The following is a 21974-nucleotide window of genomic DNA, read 5'->3' on the forward strand; positions in this document are numbered from 1 at the left end:
TATACCGGAGTCCAACCGACATGCGCTTCGGTATTTACAGTCTTGCTGGCCTGGTCCGGAATGAACTGGGCTTTGATCCGTCAAGTGGTGATGTTTTTGTTTTTCTTAGTAAACGACTTTGTTCCTAACCGCTTGAATCATTGGACCAGTTTGTAGCCTCAAAACGAGAAACAGATATGGTATTAGAAATGATTAAAAATGCACGCCAGAGTTCATCGGGAAAGAACAACGCTTCGGTAACCCAGAATCTGGGTATGTTTGAAGCACCTTCGGACATAGCCGATAACTATGGCGTGCGGATGCGGGGATATATATGCCCTCCCACAACAGGTATTTACACGTTCTGGCTTGCCGGTGACGATAATGCCGATCTATGGTTAAGTACCGACGAGAACCCGGATAATGCCCAGATCACTGCCTACCACGATGCCTGGACGCCTTCCCGTGAATGGAGCTGGTTCGCCGGGCAGCGCTCTTTTCCCATTACCCTGCAGGCCGGACAGAAATACTATATCGAGGCACGTATGAAAGAAGGGAGCGGGGGAGACAATCTTGCAGTAGGTTGGCAATTACCAAATGGTTCTCTTGAACGTCCAATTCCCGGTAACCGTTTAATTCCTTTTAGTGGAACAACAAACCCAACGAGTTGTGATTTCAATATCTCAGCCTCCAACACCAACAATAATCCATCCGCTAATCAGGGTTTACAGGTAACATACGGCTGTTCAGGAAATGACTGTGCTGGTGTTTCCTACGCTTGGAGTGGAAATGGTGTTAGCGGAAATTCATCTCCGCTCAATATCAGCGCACCAGGTTCAGCGGGGACTTACACTTATACAGTCACAGCAAGTAAAAGCGGGTGCAGTAATAAAACGGCAACGACCAGCATAACAGTATCCGAAGGTGGGGGGGGGCGGTAGTTTCAGCCAATGCCTGGAAGCAGAATCAAATTCGGGAAATGGAGCAATCACTTCTGACCCTAATGCATCCAATGGACAAACCCGGGAGGAAGAAAATAATTACAATCACTATGTGGACTATTCAGTTACTGGGGTGCCTTCGGTGGAGATTTCGGATATGCTGACCATAGGATTCCGTGGCGGACTGACCACTTGATGAAAGTGTTTTGGTTTGGTGTATTTATTTGATAATAAATCATTTATATATGATTGTGTTGCCCGATTTTCTATGATCTTGATTTCCGTATTGTAGTGATCACGAGCACCGAAATCTCCAACTCAGACCAGGTTAATAACGGAAATGTTAAACTGGTGCATTTCAACGGTACAAGATTTTGAAAAATGCTGATGAATATGGATACAGATTTCGCAATATTTCTACGTTAAATAAAAATATTTATATAAATATTTTAAAAAATTTGTTGCTCGTCGGTTACGGTTGCATATTTAGGGAGCTTTGTTCTACTCAAATCTTGCTCAATATGAAACAATTTTTTATTTACCTTTTTTTGATGATTGCGGCAAAGGGTCTTATGGCCCAAAACAATGTCGGGATCAATACCGCATCCCCCGATGCTTCTGCTGTTTTAGATATTAGTAGCAGCAACAAAGGGCTCCTAATTCCTCGTTTGTCCCAGAGCGAACGCGGCGGAATCCAAAGTCCTGCTACGGGTTTGCTGATTTTTCAGACAGACAATACCCCTGGGTTTTATTACAACGCCGGTACCACTGCAACACCTGCCTGGACAGCAGTTGGAGCGGGTAGCAGCACCGCCGGAGCCAGTATTTACGGTAATGGGGCGGGTGGTGTATTAACTGTTCCTTCCGGTAGTACTTTGGATTTGGCTGGGACTGCTACAATCCCCGCCCAGTATTCCAGCATCACCATAAACGGTACCCTGATTGTTTCTAGTGGGACGAAACTTCGTTGTAGTGGTAATGTAACAGTGGCGGGAACTATAACGGTTGCACCGGCCCCAAATACAGCGAAGTCGGTATCCGGTGATAAGGGGATTGCGAGTAGTCTGGCTCATTTTAATGATGTTACATTAGGAGCAAAGAAATTTCCAGCCTCTTCGGTTTCTTCACTAATAAATATTCCATTATATGGTGGTGGAAGCGGCGGTGGAGGCGCAACGGGTGAAAGCAACGGCGGTGGCGGTGGCGGTTCTTTTGCGATTTATGCCCTGGGTAATATTTCAGTGCCTTCGGGAGGGCAGGTTAATGCGAACGGTGCAGGTGGAGTCAATAATGTGCCTACTTCGAATACAAGTGGAGCCGGTGGTGGCGGTGGTGGACTAATCGTATTGGTATCTAAAGGCACCATCACTATTGGCGGCACGCTAAGAGCTAATGGAGGTTCAGGAACTTCCGGACTGCAATTCACAGGAAGTATGCGCGGTGGCGGAGGAGGAGGCGCAGGTGGTATTGTATGTCTTGTTGCACCTGGTGCGCCTTCTGTAACAGGATCAGTTTTGGTCAATGGGGGTGCCGGCGGAGCAACCTCTGCTGCGGGAACGGGTGGATCCACTGGTGCAAATGGCGGAGCGAGCGGTGGTGATGGGGGAATTGGAGGGAGTCCTGCTACAAGTGTGCTGGCTTCGGGCGGATCTAGCGGATTATATAAAACAATCCTTACTTCCAATCCTGAAAATCTTTATTGACAACGACTAAAAAGTTCAATTGTATGATGAAGAAAATTCTTACTTTTCTCGCACTGATAATTCCGTTGGCATTAAACGCTCAGCTGGTTTACAACAATGGAGCAGTCCTTACGCTTTTGAGCGGAAGTTCTATGAAAGTGAATGGCAGCCTGCAAATGCAAAGTGGCAGTACATTTTTGAATAACGGTGCTTTAACGATCGCCGGAAATGTGGTTAGTAACGCTGTCGGCATTACCTCAGCTGGAACATTGGTTTTAAATGGCAATGCAATACAAACGTTTAGCGGTAGCCAAAGTTTTATTGCAAAGGATGTAGTATTTAACAACGCAGCAGGAATCACTTTGGCTAGCCCGCTTAAAGCAGCTGGTATAGTAACTTTTACCTCTGGAATCATAAGTGCATCCAGTGCATCTGCTGCGCTTATAATTGCTAGTACCGGTTCGGTAAACGGCGCTGGCAACAGCAGTCATGTGAATGGTTATGTAACGAAAGAAGGCATTGGAGACTTTACTTTTCCGATTGGAGATGGTACCCGTTTCCAATCGTTAAGTGTACATCTTACTGCAAACAGTGGCGGACTTACTGCGCGCTATTACGGTTCAGATTCGGGAACAGCGCCTTTTGGTACGTCTGGCAGCTCACCAGTAGCGCTAGAATCTTATAACGCAAACGAATACTGGGATGTCAATCCAGTCGGTACAGCCACTGGTTATGTGACTATTTTTTGGGATAACTATAAAAGTCCGGTTATCACCAACACCGCTTTACTGGCTGTTGCCCATAAAAGAAACGGAAGCTGGCTTAACGAGGGCGCTCTGGCGGTCACCGGAACTACTGCAAGCGGCAGTTTGAAAAGTGCCACCATCAGCACGTGGAGTCCGTTTACGCTTGGAACTTTGCCTTTGAGCGCGCTTCCCGTACGCCTAATCAGCTTTACAGCCAAAGCTGCTGAACAAAAAGGTAGTCTACAATGGCGTATAGCCGACGCAAACGGATTTAGTCATTTCGAAGTGGAAAGAAGCAGCGATGCCCGCAATTTTGAAAGGATAGGCAGGGTTGACTTTTTACAGATGCGCCAAAGTTATGACTATGTCGATGATGCCCTGCACATGGCTACTGCATACTACCGGTTGAAGATGGTTGATTTAGATGGGTCCTGGGCTTATAGTCGTACCGAATCTATAAAAGTTGAAGGAGACGCGAATGCCCTGAGAGGGTATCCCAACCCTTTTATCAGTACCCTAACGATATCTTCACCCATCTTGCAAAAGGCAAAACTGCTAGATATCACCGGGGCTACGGTTCACGAATTTAACTTGCAGAGTGGTGACAATAATTTAAACGAATTGAAAATAACATCAGGTACTTATCTGATTAGGACTGAAAAGGGAGAAACCATAAAAGTTGTAAAGCAGTAGTGTAATGATTACTCCCTGTAATCGTATCAGCTGCGCTGATTCTTCAAACAACCATACAGATTTAGTTATATCCAGTTGCTGGTAAGCAGCTGGATATAACTAATTACATTGAGAAAGGAATTTACAAAGGCCGCCCTTTAAGCTTGTATTATACTGATAAACAGAGTATTGTAAAAACACCAAACCCCGAATATGCCATTATCTGGCATAATTCGGGGTTTTTGCTTATCTTAAGGTTACCACACTTCAAAATAAGCGCATGCAATTTACTCTATTTCCTCTAGATTTCGAATACACCTCAAAATGGTACAATTTCAAGACCACAGAACTTGGCCGTATACATGATTGTGTCGATTGGGATGGCTTGACAGCATTATTACCTAAGAAGGAGACTCTTCGTGGAGCTCCCTCACGGCTACCTCAAAAAGGCCTATTGGGGATGATGTTTTTAAAGCATTATACGGGTTTGAGCGACGAGAAACTACTTGCTCGTTTTAATACGGAGCGGTCCGCCGCCGCGGTGGGCGATGCAGCTTTTTTGCGGAATACTGTTAACTGACAATGAATCAATTAAAGACAATTCATTCATTTCCAAAGTACGGAGCTACTTGGGACGTAATGTAGATATGATAGAGGTCCAAAAAGTCTTGATTAAAGCCTGGAAGAAGGAAATTCCTGATAAAAATGTGCTTTTGATGGATGCTACTTGTTATGAAGTTCATCTACGCTTTCCGACAGATGTCAAAATACTGTGGGAAAGCTGTGGGTGGATCTGGGAGAAGAAGATCTCTGAACTTTGTAAACTCAATAAGCTGCGCCTGCCTCGCTCAAAATACAAAGAGCAAAAAATCAAAACCACTACATATAGTAAAATCAGGAAAAAGACTCATCGAAAAACTAAGGCTAGAAAGAATGCTTTATTGAAGCTATTGGCGAAGGGTATTGAAATCTACCAGGACTTACTAAATCAAGTTCACGGCCGTGGACTAACGGAGATAGATTCAAAGACTTTCAAAACCATTAAACTGGTCTATCAGCAACAGAAACACCATTTTAATCACCCCAACGCAAAGATAAAGGATCGGATTGTTAGCATTTACAAGCCATATATTAGACCGATTGTTCGTGGTAAAGAAAATAAACCGGTCGAGTTTGGGCTAAAAGCTCACAAACTTCAAGTAGGTGGGATTAGCATTTTGGAGCATGTGAGCTACAAGGCTTTTAACGAGTGTAAAAGACTAAAAACTAGCATCTTAAAGCATAAGATCATATTTGGTCAATGTTCACATGTAGGGGCAGATGCCATTTACGCTACTAATGAAAATAGGAAATTCACCACCAAAGAAGCCATTATTACAAACTTCATTAGAAAAGGAAAGGGAAAGGATGATAAACCCACCAAACTAATCAAGGCGGTTCTCAACAAAGAAAGGTCGACCCGTCTAGAGGGGAGCTTCGGAAATGAAAAGGAGCACTATGGTCTCAAAAAAATCAAAGCTCGGAAATCCGAAACAGAGCTAGTCTGGCTGTATTTTGGGGTTTTGACAGCCAATTGCGTATTAATAGCAAAATGACGGCACGGCAAAAAACAGGAAGTTAAAATCGCCGCCTAAATCAATTATCTTAATACCTTTTACATTCTTTGAAAACACGAAGAGCAGGAAAGTTATCCCCTTTTTGCATACATTATACCACATAAATAAAAACAGCAGACACAAAACTGTATTATTCCAAGTTTGCGTCTGCTGTTTCAATAATTAGGTCGCCTAAATTCAGATCTTACTCTGATTAATTCTCACTTGAAAATGAATTTCTAAGGAAAGCCTAACTAAAGCCCTGTTGGAGTGTATCTAACGGGGTTTTACATTTTTAGATGTTATTGCGATAATAAGTATGTGGATGAAATTATTTGATAGAATTTTAGTAACTAACGCAAGTCGCGTAGTATAGTAAAATGCAAAATCCGTCAAAATGAGGGTAATTTGTTTTGCGAACTGAACAACCTTATGGTGAAAGATTATACAATTGCAATGTAGCGGAACGCCGCCCGTTGCACTAATAGACAATTACAACTTAGATAAACGTAGAGATGGATATTTTGAAACCCCATTTTTCGTATTGTGAGGGGGTAGTTATTAAAATCATCAAGAAAAAACATAGAATTTATCCTGGGTTTGTTTGGAGGTGGGGGGATTCATTGATTTCGATTCAGTACACTAATAATCAACATCTTAACAGTATCCATCTCTTCCGGCTTACTGGCAGCAGTAAAAAGCGTCAAGCTGGCAAGTGCCTCATTACTAATAAGCAGATCTCCGTCTTTGGACTTTAATAAATCATTTACTTCCAAGAAGAGTAAAAAACAAGCCGCCGCGATTCGTTTGTTTCCGTCCACGAAAGAATGATTCTTGATGATTAAATAGAGTAGGGTGGCCGCCTTCTCTTCGATAGAAGGATAAAAGTCAACATCACCGAAACCTTTGCTTATCTGCGCAACGGAGCTTTTAAAGCTATCATCCTTCTCTTTTCCAAAAACGGAAGATTCGAATTCGCTTCTCACGGCTTCAATAATATTTTGGTAATCGGGCAATTCCGGGTAATTTGCCGGATGCGTGTTTCTACCTTTCTGGTCAAGGTTTTCATGATCGTAATCGTCTAATAATTCAAGGCCTTTCGCAAATTGGTCAAGCCATGCTGTGTCAGGATCTCCAATCTGGGTTTCAATGGCTCTGCTTAGGATGCGTATTCCGTTTTTTAATGTTTGTACTTCTTGCTGTTTCTGAGCAAGTCTTTTCTCATTGATGGCATAGCCTTGAATCAAATAGTCCTTTAAGCGTTGAGTCGCCCATCGACGGAATTGAATACCGCGTTTTGAATTTACCCGGTATCCTACGGAAATGACAGCGTCAAGATTATAAAATTTCATTATTCTTTTGACCTGACGTTTACCTTCTTGTTGAACTACCGAGAAATCCTCGGTAGTTGCTGGTGCTTCCAGCTCTTCTTCGTTAAATATGTTTTTTAAATGCAAACCGATGGTATCAGTGTCCTTGTCGAAAAGGTCAGACATTTGCTTCTGGCTCAACCAAACTGTGTCTTGCTCAAATTTTACTTCGATCTGGGTTTCGCCGTCACCGCTTTGATAAATTTCTATCTGGTTCTCCATTCAAAAGATTTTAATATTTCAAATTTAAGATAAAGTTGATCAATGAAAAATAACACACAAAATCGCATTACTTTTGAGATTAAGGAGCATGGTAATGGATAGTTAAGTCTTAAAAATCCTACCATACGGGAAGTGATTTTGGACTAAATGTCAGATAATACATGAAGAGAAAAACATGCTTTCAAACCCGTTTTGTACCTAATTTGTACCTTACTTAATTTAATCTTCTAATTATCAAGTATTAATACATATTGTATCAAATCTGCAAATTCCCTTGCATACTTATTGCCTGATAGCCCGGAAAGCAGTAGCATACGTATTGTTATAATACAGGGTGCATTTTGCTATACCTATTTTAACTCCTAACTTTTATCAAGATGTTTGGTAGATTCCTTCTAAGCCTCGTTGTGGGCATCTTGTTTATTCAGGAAGTTCATTCTCAACAGCTTCCGCTTCAAAAAATGGCCACAGATAAGTGGATCAAGACCTGGCTGCTGTGCGGGCCGGTTCCACTGGAAGCGCCTGTGGACGGCAAGAAAGGGGTAGGGCATTTGCGTGGTTATGAGGGCGATTATCTTAAAAAATTTGGTGGCGAGCGGAATCTTACGGTTAAGGCTGGTGACGAAATTACAGTTAAGGGAGGTACGGCCAAATGGAAATTGTACACAACGCCAGATTCAATTATCGATCTGCGGAAAGTGATTTCTAAGGATGCGCCGGTATTCGCGTATGCGTATACCGAAATCCATTCTGATCAGGATAAGACCTGTTTTGTGTCGTTTGGCTCCAACGATGGCGGGACGCTTTGGATCAATGGCGCCCATGTTTGGGATTATGCCACGGTGCGTGGCTTGCGTATCGACCACGATGTAATTCCGGTTCATTTCAAAAAAGGGAAAAATAAGATACTCCTGAAAGTAGAGCAACATGGAAACCGCTGGGAGTTTTGCATGCGGTTGCGCCAGTTTACTCCGGAAAAGCTGGAAAATGGACAGAACGTTTTTAGAATAGACAGTAAGCGTAACGGTGAAGTGGCCCTGCAATCACCTTATACCGAATCCAATTTGGCGCAGTTGGTTAAAAGTGTACAAGTGGAAGTGCGCAACTCAAAAAATCAGGTGGTTCTTTCCGAAAACAGATCTTCCGATTTTCTGGCTCCTGTCAGTCTGAAATCCATGGACTTTCAGACCTATAATGCTCATTATAATGTAGCATTGCAAAGCGGGGTAAAGATTCACCAGGACCAGATTTTCAATGCCGGGAAACGATTGGAATTTGTTTTGTTTAAGAATCAAAAAACGGATTATACCATTGTACTGGCCGATGATGCTTCCGAATCGGAAAAATGGGCTGCAGACGAATTGAAGCATTGGTTAAAGGAGCTAAGTGGCGCGGATTTTTCGATTAAATCGCTGTCTTCTGCTACCGGTCCGCGTATTATTTTAGGCTATAATCCGGTGGTCAAAAACCTGACCGGAATGCCAGCCCCTGCGGTGTTGGATGAAGCTTACCATTACAGTAACGTGGGGCAGGATCTGGTTATCTTTGGAGGGAAACAGCGGGGTACCATGTATGGGGTGATGTCGTTTCTGGAAAATGAGCTGGGGTGTCGCTGGTATACTCCCACTGTGACGAGTATTCCTAAAAGAAACGAACTAAAATTTACGCATTTAGGGCATAGCGAAAAACCTGGTGTGCGTGTTCGTAACGATTTTTACTTCGAGGCATTTGATCCTATCTGGGCGGCAAGGAATAAAATGAACGGATCGATGGGGGCGCCTAAACAGCCGGGCGAGGTGGAAAGTTACTGGTCGGTTCATACGTTTTACCCGTTGGTTCCTCCGGCAGAGTTTTTTGAGAAACACCCGGAATATTATAGTTTGCTGAAAGGGAAGCGTGTGCCGGAACTGGCGCAGCTTTGCCTGAGTAATCCGGATGTATTGGCTATTATCAGTGACCGTATCAAGAAACGCATGCGGGAAAGCCCGGAATACCTGATTTACGATGTTTCACAGAATGATTACTACAATCCCTGCGAATGTGATAAATGTCAGGCCATCGTGAAACGGGAAGGCAGTGAATCGGGATTGATGATCTGGTTTGTGAATCAGGTCGCAGAGTCTGTGGAAAAAGAATTTCCTGACAAGTTTATCGGCACGCTCGCCTACCAGTATACACGTAATCCACCCGCGCGTATCCGTCCGCGGGAGAATGTGGTCGTGCGCTTTTGTAGTATTGAGTGTTGCTTTGCACACGATTTCAAGACCTGTCCGCAAAACCAGTCGTTTATGAAGGATATGCAGGTGTGGGCCAAGATGGCGCCGCATATCTACATTTGGGACTATGTCGTTAATTTTGGACATTACCTGATGCCGTATCCTAACTTTTCCGTGCTGCAGTCCAACATCAAATCGTTTAAGGAACACAACGCTATTGGTATCATGGAACAAGCCGCGTACCAAAGCAGGGGTGGTGAGTTTGCCGAGCTGAGATCGTATCTGATTGCCAGGCTGCTATGGAATCCTGACATCAACACCAAAGATGTTATCGATGAATTTATGTACGGCTATTATGGTCGTTCCGGTAAGTTTGTCAAGCAATATTTTGATCTGTTGCAAAGTCAGGTGAAACCGGATACACACATCGGGCTGGGTACCGACCCCAGCAATCCGATTTTTTCGGAAGCATTTGTTAATCAATCCGTGGCTATTTTTGAGGAAGGTGTCAAGGCCGCCGAAAATGAAGAAATATTGCACCGCGTCGAGCTGGCTTCATTGCCGGTACTGTACCTGAAATGCAAACGGACCCCGGCGATTGCCCGCTACGACGGCAGTTACCAAAAACTATGTGAAATCGTAGACCGCGAGAAAATTACGCACTTTGCTGAGGGTGGTGAAGTGGATCAATTTCATAAGGGGATGCAGGAACACTGAGATTGATTTTAGCGAGGAGGATCTGAACAAAGCAGAGGTGCTTTGGGTCTTTCAGTCAGTCGACGAATATGATTGTAAACTGCGAAAATCCTTTGACTATTATTGCCAATTTAATAATAGTCAACAGGATTTTCGCTGATTTCACTTTATTCTCAAATCCTTCCGTACCTGATCAAAATGAACATTTTTAAGTCCCAGACGTTCAAATTCTTTTAGGTCTTCTGTCAGGTGTTCTTTGAACTTTTCCCCGTCGGCGAATTTTTTGCTGCTATGGGCACGGTATATTTCGATAGCCTGTTCATACTTGCCGGTCAAAAGGTAGTAATTTCCAAGGTTTGCAAGTAAATACAGATCCTGGGGAGCTTTGCCCAGGCCAACTGTTAAATTCGTCCGTGCTTCATCGAACTGACGCAGACAAAGCTGGTTGAAGGCGAGCCCGTTGTATACCTCCGGCGTTTTTAGGTCCATCCAAATTAATTCGTTGTAAGACAAAACAAGCCCGGGAGCATCTTTTGTGATCTGCTGTCCTTTCACCAGTTCCATAATTGCTTTGACCCGGCTGGTTTTATCGATCATGCCCGAAGTACTCATTTGCGCTATGCAGCTTTCTAGATTTTCTACCCGGACTTTATCTCTGGCCGGGTTTGTCAGATTCGCGAAGGCCGCAGGAGAATAACGGGTTTTGATCTTATTTTTTGCACAATCACAAATACTTTTGCTGGTACTATCCTTGTAACTGAATTTTGCAAGGCAGTCCGTGTAAAGCGTTTCCGTGCTTTTGACAGACCAGATATCGCGATATTCCTTATTGGAAACAATGGCAACAATATCCAGAGAAACCGCAACACCTTCGGTGATACTGGGGTTTCGTAAACAAAGAGACAGGTCATTTCTAACCACTGGGATCTGGAAAGCGCCATTACGGCTATTTTCAGCGGTGCCTTCCTTGTAAAACGTAGGGACGTCATGGCTATACATCCCGACCAGATCTTTCTGTTCAAATTCTTTTAATCCCGCGGCATTTGTAAGATAAATATCCACAGAGCTGTTACCTGTGGGTTTTATCAGCTGCCCGGCGACATTGGTAGCAAGGCCTACGCCAATCATGTTGAGCAGTCCGCTTGTGATCAGTTTGGCAATCTGTATTTCCAGGCCGGTGCCTGCTACCTTTTGGTTGGCATTGTTCGTGGCCAGCGTGGTAAAGGAATAGTACCAGGCTACGGTGCCAGGCGGAAGCTGGACGGGTATCACAATCCTGTTTTTGCCGCCCATCCGGGTTTTGCTGTTCAGGTAAATGGTTTGCCCTTTTATGAGGCTTTTTTCTTTTAAAACCGTTGTGGTGGATTGTCCGGTGACCGATAAGGAATGGAGGATAAATAATGCTAAGGCGGGTAGTATTTTATGCACTGGGTTTAATTTTAATCGGATGACTGTCGCAGGAAAATAATATCCCCATTTTCGAAGGGTTTTGTTAAATGATTCAGGACTTATCAATAAAGTATAGGCCGGGTATATGATTTGGCAGGCAAATTTAACCTAATAAGATTTCATTGCCAGATTTATTTGTCAATCTTACAACGGGGTGAAATCGTTGAGGGGAAACAAGAATTCAGATTGCGGGAAATTTTAGGGGTAAGGTATTGTATTTCAAGTGGAAACGCAGCCGAAAAAAAGGATCAGTAGCAGACGCTCTGACCCTTTAAGAATAACCCTCCTTTAACAGCATTGCAGCTGTACATCAAAATTACGGGCATTATTTTGCTTTCGATAACCTCTTAATAAATAGATATACAGAGGATTATACTTTTTTGAAGTCGTTAAGCTTTTTATATCAATTGTAGGATCACTGAATTTAAGCTGGTTTAAGGACAAGACCGGACCAGTGCGAACAAGGTGTCGAGGTAACCGGCCCTGATGAAGCTATTTATGCACCATGTAACTGTTGCGATTTTTAAATATGTTAATTTAACTTACTACTCGGATAAGAAAATGCATACGCTCTAAAAAAATATACATTTTCTTTGTATAGTTAAATTAATCTCAAAAGGGCTTCTCCGGAGGTGTTGAAGATGCTATTTTGGACGACTTCCTGGTGATAACAAACGATATTTATTTTTTTGGTTATGACGGCTAAAACCCATGCTGATTTTTTGCGGGCGATTCTACTGGCTCTTTTGTTGTTTCTTCCCGGTGCTTCCGGCGCTGTCGATATTTACGTTTCAAAAACCGGGAATGATCATAATCAGGGCAGCAAGCAAAAGCCGCTGGCCACGATTGAGGCTGCCAGAAACAGGGTCAGAAATATCCGAGGACCGGTGACGGTTTTTGTACGGGGTGGTGTGTATTACTTAAATCAACCGGTTATTTTTAGTCAGCCCGATTCCAGGAAATCCGGGGAGGAAGTGGTTTATAAGGCTTTTCCGGGTGAACACGTTGTCATCAGCGGAGCTTTGGAGGTTAAATCCAAATGGGAAACGTATAAAGGTAATATCAAAAGAGCACCGGTTTCCGGCAACCAAATCTTTGACCAGCTATATGTCAATGATCAAAAGCAACGGATGGCACGTTATCCGAATTTTGACCCGACGAGCAGTCACTTCGGTGGATACTCGGCAGATGTTTTATCTTCTGAAAAAATCAACAGCTGGAAATCTCCTGAAGGGGCTTATATCCATGCGATGCACAAGCATGAATGGGGTGATTATCACTACCTGATAACGGGTAAAAATGCAGACGGAACACTTGCCATGGTAGGCGGTTATCAAAACAACCGCCAGATGGGGATGCACGATAAGTACCGGTTTATTGAAAACGTTTTTGAAGAGCTTGACGCACCGGGGGAGTGGTATTTCAATAAAAAAGACAAGATGCTGTATGTTTATTCGGCAGAGGATCTGTCGAATAAAAAAATACTCAGCCCTCAGATTAAACATCTTTTCGAGTTCAGGGGCACTTCCGCCAATCCGGTTCGAAACATAGGTTTGGAAGGTTTTGAGTTCGCGCATACTTTGCGCACATTTATGGAAACCAAAGAACCGCTACTAAGAAGTGACTGGGCCATTTACCGGGGAGGTACGGTCGTTTTTGAGGGTACTGAGCAATGTTTTGTCAAAAAATGCCACTTTAACGCCGTGGGCGGTAACGGCGTATTTTTTAATAACTACAATCGGAAAAGTGAGGTTTCAGGCTGCCATATGGAAAACATAGGGGCCAGCGGAGTTTGTTTTGTAGGGGACCCGGCAGCGGTTCGATCACCGAGTTTCGAATACCACGAGTCGGTTTCATACGACCAAATGGATAAGCAGCCAGGGCCTAAGAGCAATAACTATCCTGCGGAATGCAAAGTATATGACAATCTGATGCACGGGCTGGGTCAGGTAGAAAAACAGATTGCCGGGGTTCAGATTTCGATGGCTATGGATATAACGGTCAGTCATAATACGATTTACAATATGCCGCGTTCGGGCGTTAACATCAGTGAGGGAACCTGGGGAGGACATGTGATCGAATTTAACGACATTTTTAATACGGTATTGGAAACAGGGGATCACGGCTCGTTTAATTCCTGGGGAAGAGACAGGTTCTGGCACCCCGACCGGGATGTGATGAATAAGCTGGCAGTGGATTACCCTGAAATCATTCTGCTCGATGCGGGGAAAACAACCATTATCCGTAATAACAGGTTCAGGTGCGATCACGGCTGGGATATTGACCTGGATGACGGGAGCAGCAATTATCATATCTACAACAATCTTTGCCTTAACGGCGGGTTGAAATTACGCGAAGGTTTTCAGCGGGTGGTTGAGAACAATATTATGATCAACAACTCATTCCATCCGCATGTCTGGTTTGCGGCGAGTGGAGATGTGTTTAGAAAAAATATTGTGACCAAACCATATTTCCCGATCCAGGTCAGGGAATGGGGTAAGGAAGTGGATTATAACCTTTTTCCCGATCAGGCAGCCCTTGAAAAGGCTCAAATCAATAAGACAGATGCGCATAGTCTTGCCGGGGATCCGATGTTCGTGGATGCCGCGCATGGAAATTATCAGGTGAAACCGGGGAGTCCTGCCTTGAAACTGGGATTTGTCAATTTTCCAATGAATAATTTCGGTGTCGTTTCGGCTGGTTTGAGAGCAAAATCGGCTGTGGTTCCGCTACCCGTTGTCAATAACAACCTGGACGATAAAAATGTACAGGATATTGTTTGGCTGGGGGCAAAATTTAGAAATGTCAACGGGTTGGGAGACCGGTCTGTGTATGGTTTGCCTGACGAAAAGGGGGTTATTCTTGAAACCATTCCTCAGGGCAGTATTCTTTCCAAATCGGGGTTGAAAAAAGGAGATGTGATTCGTCTGCTCAACAAAAAAGTGATCACCAATGTATCAGATCTGATCAACGTTTTTCAGGAGGTCAACTGGATGGGGCACTCTGAGGTGGAATTTTTCAGAAATCAACAGTTGAGCAAAGAAACGGTCTCTTTTAAATAAGTGTACAACTATTTTAGTGATTAACCTTTATAAATTCAATAAATTGAAAGCAACTTTTTACCTACTAACGCTGGCAACGCTGATCCTGGGGTTTTCCCATGAGAGTTCTGCCCAGCAAGATCTTAAACTTTGGTATAAACAGCCTGCACGTAACTGGAACGAGGCTTTACCTGTTGGAAATGGCCGCATCGGTGCGATGGTTTTTGGTCGGGTTAATGAGGAATTGATTCAGCTGAACGAAGAAACGCTCTGGTCGGGAGGGCCGGTGAACAATAACCCTAATCCCGGCGCGGTAAAATACCTGCCGCAGATTCGTAAGGCTCTGGAAAACGAAGATTACAAACTGGCCGAAGACCTGACCAAGAAGATGCAGGGCCTTTTCACTGAATCCTATGAGCCGCTTGGCGATCTGCTGATTAAACAGGATTTTAAAACAGCTCCGTCTGCTTACCGGCGTGAGCTGGATATTTCCAATGCATTATCGCTGACTACTTTTACGGTTGACGGTGTGGAGTACAGCCGTGAAATTTTCGTTTCCGCGGCCGACCAAGTCATGGTAATCAGGCTTAAATCGAGCAAGAAAGGTGCGCTTAATTTCACCGCTTCAACAAGCAGCCCGTTGGTTTACCGCAATGTAGCGCTGGCCAATGACCAGCTGGCAATGAAAGGCCAGGCGCCGGCGCACACGGATCCAAGTTATATGCAGACGATGGAAATACCGGTCGTTTACAACGATCCTTCGCAGTGTAAGGGTATGCGTTTTGAGCTGCGGGTAAAAGTGAAAGAATCCGATGGTAAGGTGACAACTGATACTGCCGGTGTACACATTACTGATGCCAGTGAAGTAGTATTGCTTCTTTCTGCTGCCACCAGTTTCAATGGTTTTGATAAATGTCCGGATAAGGAAGGTAAAGACGAAACATTGCTTGCCGGTCAGTATCTGAAACCAGCTTTGGCAAAAAACTTTGACTCGATCAGGAAAGATCATATTGCAGATTTTCACCGGTTTTTTAATAGGGTAAGTCTGGTTTTAAATGGTAATCCCAAGACGGACCTGCCTATGGATGAGCGTCTAAAGAATTATACGGAAGGAGCCAAAGATCCCGCGTTGGAATCTCTTTATTTCCAGTTTGGCAGATATCTGCTCATTTCCAGCTCCCGTCCGGGTGGGATCGCGGCCAATTTGCAGGGTATCTGGAATCATCAGGTCCGTCCGCCATGGAGCAGCAATTTTACGACCAATATCAATGCCCAGATGAACTACTGGATGGTTGAAACTGCCAATTTATCGGAGTTGCATACCCCGCTTCTTGACATGATCAAACAGATGGAGGTGACAGGGACGAAAACGGCTAAGAATTTTTATAACGCCAATGGCTGGGTCGTACACCATAACTCGGATATTTGGGCGACATCCAATCCGGTAAGCGGAAGTCCTTCCTGGGCGAACTGGCCGATGGGTGGCGCGTGGCTGTGTCAGCATCTGTGGGAACATTACCAGTTTACAGGCGACAAGCAATTTCTTTCCAAAGAAGCTTATCCGCTTATGAAATCGGCAGCGATGTTCTGTTTGGACTGGCTGATCGAAGATAAGAATGGGAAACTTGTAACTGCACCGGCTACAACGCCTGAGAATATTTTCATTGATGACAAAGGATATAAAGGCTCGGTTTCCGTTGCCACGACGATGGACATGGCGATAATCTGGGATTTGTTTACCAACCTGATTGAGGCTTCTGAACGCCTGGACACCGACCCGGAATTTAGAAAACTGCTGATTGAAAAGCGTGGTAAATTATTTCCGATGCAGGTTGGTAAAAAAGGAAATTTGCAGGAATGGTACAAGGACTGGGAAGAAGCGGAACCAGAGCATCGTCACATCTCGCATTTGTTTGGGTTGTTTCCGGGCAGACAAATTTCTCCGCTTACCTCGCCGGTCTACGCGCAGGCAGCCAGAAAAACCATGGAACTTCGCGGGGATGGAGGCACCGGATGGAGCAAGGGCTGGAAGATCAATATCTGGGCGAGGCTTTTGGATGGAAATCATGCCTACAAACTGATCCGTGAGCAGTTGAAACTGACTGGTGTTGAAGGGACAAACTATGCCAATGGAGGTGGTACGTATCCCAATCTGTTGGATGCGCACCCGCCGTTTCAGATCGATGGGAACTTTGGAGGAACGTCAGGGATTGCCGAGATGCTGGTGCAAAGCCACGACGGATTTTTGAATATTTTGCCTGCTATTCCCGATAACTGGACGAGCGGTGAAGTAAAAGGAATGAAAGCCCGTGGTGGTTTTGAAGTGGACGTTATCTGGAATAATGGAAAAATTATCCAACTGACCGTGCGATCAAAATTGGGTGGAAATTGCCGGATCGATGTTCCGAATGCCGTAAAAGTAATCGGAAAAACAGCTGTAAAAGCTGCTAAATCCGCAAATCAGAATGCATTTTATAAAGTAATTCAACAGTCCGCCGCAGAACCGGTTGTGAGAAAAAACAGACTTGTTTATGATTTCGCAACGGAGGCTGGAAAAGAATATATCTTTAAAGCTGGCAGATAAGGATCAAAAGCCGGGTGAACAGAGCCAGTCCGTTTCCGCGGACTGGCTCTGTGCTATTTTAGGAGTCCGTCTAGGTTAACTTATTTCCGCAATTTTTTCAAAAATCCTGGCGATCACTTCTGCACCGGGATCTGGCACATTTCTAAGCACCTCCTCGGATAAATAGGAGGAACGACCGAATTTAGTATTGACGATATTTTTGGTGTGGTCTGCGCCGCGGCGGGCGTGTTGGGCTGCCACCGCGACAGAATCCCCATGGGCCAGTGATTCGAATCCGGGTTGAAGGGCATCGATCATGGTACGGTCACCCAGGGCGGCACCGCCATAATCTTTAACTTTTTGCAGACCGGCTAGCAGTGCTTTGCCAAGGTCCGGGTTTTCGCTGTAAGCTGTGCCCGCTGCCGTAAACAAAATGGACAGGAGCACGCCGCTGGATCCTCCGGCTTCCCGGGCCAGAATCCTGCCGATGGTCAACAGCAATTTACCGGTTTCATTGAGCGGAAGTTTTTCAATCACGGCTAAAAGTCGCCGCCCGGACAGCGCAAAGGTGGAGCCTGCGTCTCCGTCGCCTACTTTTACATCCAGACCATTGATCTCTTTTTCAATATGTACCAATAAATGTGCCACTTCTTCGATCAGTTTTTGAACCTCTAAATTCTGCGAAGGAGCATAAGGAATCGTGTCCGGCAATTTCGGGCTGCTGATGCTGGCCGGTTTTGCAAATGCGTGGATTTGCCAGTTGACTGGTTCGGCGGGAGCTAACAAAGCTCTTTCTGTTTCCTGATTCAACAACAAAACAGAAAGGGAAAAGCCGCTCATGTTGATTGAAGACATCAGCGCCGCCGGTCCGATGATGTAATTGATTTTCCCGGCAAGTTTCGTTTTTTGAAATGAGTTAACCAGTAAACTCATTTCAATAGGACTAACACTTCCCATGTTGTTGAACAGCAGCGCATATTTGTCGTCGGTTTCCGGCAGGAAAGAGCTGAGCTTATCGACTGCCAGCGCCATCATAACATCGGCCGTATCATAAGCAATTACTTCGATGCCAGGCTCTCCATGAATACCAAGTCCTAATTCAGCCTGATGGTCATTCAACCGGTGCGTTGGCTCCTGGTCCAGATGCTGGCATTCGGTTAACGATAGCCCGATGGATGAGGTATTGTCAATGACTTTTTGCGCCGCATCGACGATCTGGTCCAGCGTTTTTCCTTCTTCGGAAAGCTGACCGGCAATTTTGTGTACGAACAAAGTTCCAGCCAATCCGCGTCTTTTTACATCTTTACCCAAGGCGATATCATCATCTACGGTAACGGTACGCACATTAAATCCCAGCGCCCGGGCTTGCTCTGCCGCCAATCCGAAATTGAGGCGGTCGCCGGTATAATTTTTTATAACCAGAAGGCAGCCGGAAGAACCGGTTACAGCCAATATTGCGGACAATACTGCATCGACCGTTGGGGACGCAAAGATATCGCCGCAGATGGCCGCCGTTAGCATACCTTTGCCAACAAAGCCTGCATGTGCGGGTTCGTGACCAGATCCGCCGCCGGATATTATGGCAACTTTAGATTTATCCCAGTCTTTCCGAACGACAACCCTGACCTCGGGAAAATTATCGAGTTTAGCCAGTTTTGGATTTGTGAGTAATCCGTTAATCGCTTCGTTAACGATCTGGTTGGTTGCATTGATGAAAAATTTCATAAGCCGCATCAATTAAATGATAGGCTGCAAATTAGTAAAAACTTGCTTTCAACAAGGTTTTTGGGCTTGAATGTGATTTAAAACTTCATCAATAACCGTATGCATCCGCTGATGAACCGTCGCGTCGTTTGCATTACAAAACCCTGGATAATTAAAAGCGTCAGGGATATCTTTTTGCAGGTTTAGTGATGACTGTTTTTGACAAAGACAGATGCCTTGCGCATGAAGACGTTTTCCTAGATATTCCTGTTCCGACTGTCCGGGCGTTGGGATAAGTAAAGCCTTTTTATGAATAACAGCCAGGTCCATCAGGGTGGAATAACCACTGCGACATATCACCAAAGCCGATTCGTTCAGTAATTTCGTCAGTTGCAGGGCGTTCAAATGCGTTTTGTAGCTGATGTGTTCAGGCATGTCCACGGGTACGGAGGTCGAAGGATTTCCGGCTACGATTGTGAAATGATATTCCTTTTGTTTGGATGCCTGTGATAATATTTTCTGCTCTAAAATACTGCGCATTGGTTCAGGCCCCGAGAGTAAAACCAGAATGTTTTTTTTGTCAGGGACCGCTTTTTCAGCCATTGGATTTAACTGGGAGAGTAAGCCAATATATTTAGCGTTTGAAGGTATCGTTCCCGGATGTGACAAACTTCCACCCAGGCCTTGTGGGGACGCTTCGTCGACAACCCAGCATTCGTCAAACTTTTCCAGCATGGGGTAATGCACCGATTTCAAAATGAGATCGGCCAGGAATCCTTTCCCCGATTTGATTTGTAGTTGATGCGTCATAATGACCGAGTAAAGGCCGGCCGTTTTTAGGCCATAACGATTATCGGAAATGACCAGATCGAATTTATACTCGTCGGCAAGCTGGCTTAACCAAAGTCTTTCCCTTTTAATTGACCGGAGGATTTTTGGGATTTGCGCGAGTATTTTTGGTGCAAAAGTGAGCGAATTTTTACTATACGAAATCCGATAGCCGCGGAGGCGCACTATTTTCAATTCGGGGAAATTACTTCTTAACAATACAGCCACAGGACCTTCGGCTGCCAGGGTTACCACGCAGTTTTTTTCAAGAAGATATCGGATGATTGGGATACAGCGGGTTGCATGTCCGAATCCCCAGTCCAGGGGGGCGACTAAAACATGTAACGGTCGGTTGGTAAGCATAACGATTTTTCTGATTGCGGATTAATTTGCTGGTATGTACCCTAAAATACCTGTTTATCTTAGAAAATACAGCTACTCAAATAAGACCCAATGCTAGCAAAAATCTTTCTAAGATTGCGAATATGGCAAATCTTTGTTTGAAAATAGTAACACTTGGACTCGGGAGCCCGCAAATTGTTGCGTGCCAACGTATACGTTATCCTGGATAACCAGAAAAATTAATGGCTGGAATTGACATGAAGCGCTTCACGTATATCTGAGTATTTGGCAGTTTTTCCCTTGAAGGTAAGTAGTAGTGGAAAATTAGTTTATATTATTGACTTTTATAATAAGCTATTAATCATCCGGTTACTGAGCTAATCGCATATAGCTAATTACCAACAGCTATTTACTTTCATGATGACTCTTCTTTGAACTTAAATTATTAAAAATATAACAATACAAATGGCGCTTGTTTTTCAACCCTGATTTTGTCCGTCTCAATGACGAACTGCAACGTTTTGTGCGCACAGACCATGAATTTTGACTTATTAAACATGCACTTGACGTGCCAACCATAAGCCAAATGAAAAGGTATTTCTTTCTGATATTCACCATCGCTTTGTCCGTTTCGGCTCGGGCACAGGAGCATCTGAGTTTAAAGCAATGCATTGATTACGGCCTTAAACACCATCGCAGCACAATTGTATATAAAAATGAGAGAGAGGCTGCCCGTTTTAAAGCAAAGGAAGCGATGGCGGCTTATCTGCCGGCCGTGAATATAAACGGGAGTGTTGATGATAACCTGAAAGTACAGCAATCCGTGATTCCTGCCGGCGTTTTTGGCCCCACCGATGTGAAAGTGGCATTTACCAAAAAATTCAACAGCAACGTAACAGCCCAGGTTGACCAGACTATTTTTGACAAATCTTTGATCACGGGGCTGCGGGCTAATAAGTTTTCGATAAAACAAGCAGAGCTGAACTCGGAACAAAATGATGAGACGATCATTTACAACATCAGCAATGCTTATTATCAGATATTTGTTTATCGTCAGCAGCTGTCGTTGCTCCAAAGTAATCTGGATACGTATCAGCAGCAGCTCGGGATTTCCAAACTGCAACTCGAAAAAGGCGTGGCAATGGAATCGGACGTCAATAAGATCCAGGTTAATTATAACAACACCAATTCGCAGGTGCTGGTGGCGGAAAGCAATCTTGAACTGGCACAAAACCAGCTGAAAAATGCAATGGGTTATTCGCTCAGTGACTCGCTTAAAATTCAGGATTTTCTTCTAGATGAGCCCGTCGCACAGCAAACACAATTTACGCCGTCTGATTTTCCGTTGTTTAACGTTTCAAACCGGACGGATTTTAAGCTGTCGGAAGTTGACATTGCGCTGCTTGATATTGACCAGAAAAGAATTCGTGCTACGGCGGTTCCAAAATTGACGGCGTATGCGAGATACGGCGGGGTGGGATTCGGCGATAATTTAGGCCAGTCTTTTTCAAAGATCAGTGATTTTGCAGCCGTGGGAATTAAGCTGGCGATACCGGTCTTTGATGGTTTTAAACGCAATGCGCAGTACAACCAGGCCAGGATCAAGCAGGTTAATGCACGTGAAAATTTGAAGATCGATCAGGAAACCTTTCATCTGGAATTTGACAATGCACGTACCCAACTCATCAAGGCGCAAAGCAGCCTGGAAAACGATAAAAGAACGATCGGACTGGCCGAATCAGTTTTCAAAAGTACCGATCTGCAATATCAGAAAGGCGTCACGGACCTGACCGACTGGCTGAACTCACAGTATTCGCTGAAAGAGGCACAAAGCAATTACCTGAATTCTCTCTATAATTTTCTGATAGCCAAAATCGACCTTGAAAAGGCGAACGGCACTTTGAAAACTTTTCATAACATGTTATAAC

14 protein-coding genes are annotated in these 21974 nt (G+C 44.4%); 10 read left to right on the plus strand and 4 right to left on the minus strand.

Annotation, left to right across the window (positions count from 1 at the left end; genetic code table 11):
• The 6 genes from tnpB to RB622_RS12455 all read left to right on the plus strand — a co-directional run.
• Positions 1-128, plus strand: a 128-nt coding sequence (gene tnpB, locus RB622_RS30310; protein ID WP_409021424.1) for an IS66 family insertion sequence element accessory protein TnpB, incomplete at its 5' end; no start/stop codon positions are given.
• Between the two features lie 48 nt (positions 129-176).
• A complete protein-coding gene (locus RB622_RS12435) occupies positions 177-920 on the plus strand; it encodes a PA14 domain-containing protein (RefSeq protein ID WP_308046878.1) in 744 nt (247 codons plus the stop codon).
• Positions 904-1116 (plus strand): hypothetical protein, encoded by a 213-nt coding sequence (locus RB622_RS12440; RefSeq protein ID WP_308046879.1) that lies wholly within the window; start codon positions 904-906, stop codon positions 1114-1116. The genes RB622_RS12435 and RB622_RS12440 overlap by 17 nt, the downstream gene beginning before the upstream one ends.
• A gap of 325 nt (positions 1117-1441) precedes the next feature.
• A complete protein-coding gene (locus tag RB622_RS12445; RefSeq protein ID WP_308046880.1) occupies positions 1442-2623 on the plus strand; it encodes a hypothetical protein in 1182 nt (393 codons plus the stop codon).
• A 23-nt stretch (positions 2624-2646) separates the two neighbouring features.
• On the plus strand, positions 2647-4041 hold the full coding sequence (locus tag RB622_RS12450; protein ID WP_308046881.1) for a T9SS type A sorting domain-containing protein: 1395 nt from the start codon (positions 2647-2649) through the stop codon (positions 4039-4041).
• 608 nt (positions 4042-4649) lie between these two features.
• Positions 4650-5615, plus strand: a complete 966-nt coding sequence (locus RB622_RS12455) for a hypothetical protein (protein WP_308046882.1) — start codon at positions 4650-4652, stop codon at positions 5613-5615.
• Between the two features lie 620 nt (positions 5616-6235).
• Here the strand turns inward: RB622_RS12455 and RB622_RS12460 are convergent.
• Entirely contained in the window at positions 6236-7207 is a 972-nt protein-coding gene (locus RB622_RS12460) for a virulence protein RhuM/Fic/DOC family protein (RefSeq protein WP_308046883.1), read from the minus strand.
• Between the two features lie 377 nt (positions 7208-7584).
• Between RB622_RS12460 and RB622_RS12465 the strand changes: the two genes are divergently transcribed.
• Complete coding sequence (locus RB622_RS12465) at positions 7585-10140, plus strand: DUF4838 domain-containing protein (RefSeq protein ID WP_308046884.1); 2556 nt, start codon at positions 7585-7587, stop codon at positions 10138-10140.
• A 141-nt stretch (positions 10141-10281) separates the two neighbouring features.
• Here RB622_RS12465 and RB622_RS12470 read toward each other — a convergent pair whose 3' ends face one another.
• The gene (locus RB622_RS12470) at positions 10282-11547 is read right to left on the minus strand and encodes a hypothetical protein (protein WP_308046885.1); all 1266 of its coding nucleotides are present in this window, start codon (positions 11545-11547) and stop codon (positions 10282-10284) included.
• Positions 11548-12263: 716 nt separating this feature from the next.
• Here RB622_RS12470 and RB622_RS12475 point away from each other — a divergent pair.
• Entirely contained in the window at positions 12264-14630 is a 2367-nt protein-coding gene (locus RB622_RS12475; RefSeq protein ID WP_308046886.1) for a PDZ domain-containing protein, read from the plus strand.
• A 43-nt stretch (positions 14631-14673) separates the two neighbouring features.
• On the plus strand, positions 14674-17193 hold the full coding sequence (locus tag RB622_RS12480) for a glycoside hydrolase family 95 protein (RefSeq protein ID WP_308046887.1): 2520 nt from the start codon (positions 14674-14676) through the stop codon (positions 17191-17193).
• A gap of 75 nt (positions 17194-17268) precedes the next feature.
• Here the strand turns inward: RB622_RS12480 and RB622_RS12485 are convergent, their stop codons facing one another.
• The gene (locus RB622_RS12485) at positions 17269-18897 is read right to left on the minus strand and encodes a dihydroxyacetone kinase subunit DhaK (protein WP_308046888.1); all 1629 of its coding nucleotides are present in this window, start codon (positions 18895-18897) and stop codon (positions 17269-17271) included.
• A gap of 48 nt (positions 18898-18945) precedes the next feature.
• Positions 18946-20067 carry a glycosyltransferase gene (locus tag RB622_RS12490; RefSeq protein ID WP_308046889.1) on the minus strand — a complete coding sequence of 374 codons (1122 nt, stop codon included), beginning with the start codon at positions 20065-20067 and terminating at the stop codon, positions 18946-18948.
• Between the two features lie 565 nt (positions 20068-20632).
• On the opposite strand from RB622_RS12490, the gene RB622_RS12495 reads away from it, so the two are divergent.
• Entirely contained in the window at positions 20633-21973 is a 1341-nt protein-coding gene (locus RB622_RS12495; protein WP_308046890.1) for a TolC family protein, read from the plus strand.
• The last annotated feature ends 1 nt before the right edge of the window (position 21974 follow it).

It is taken from the genome of Dyadobacter sp. LHD-138 (assembly GCF_030929615.1).
In the GTDB taxonomy this organism is placed as follows: Bacteria; Bacteroidota; Bacteroidia; order Cytophagales; family Spirosomataceae; genus Dyadobacter.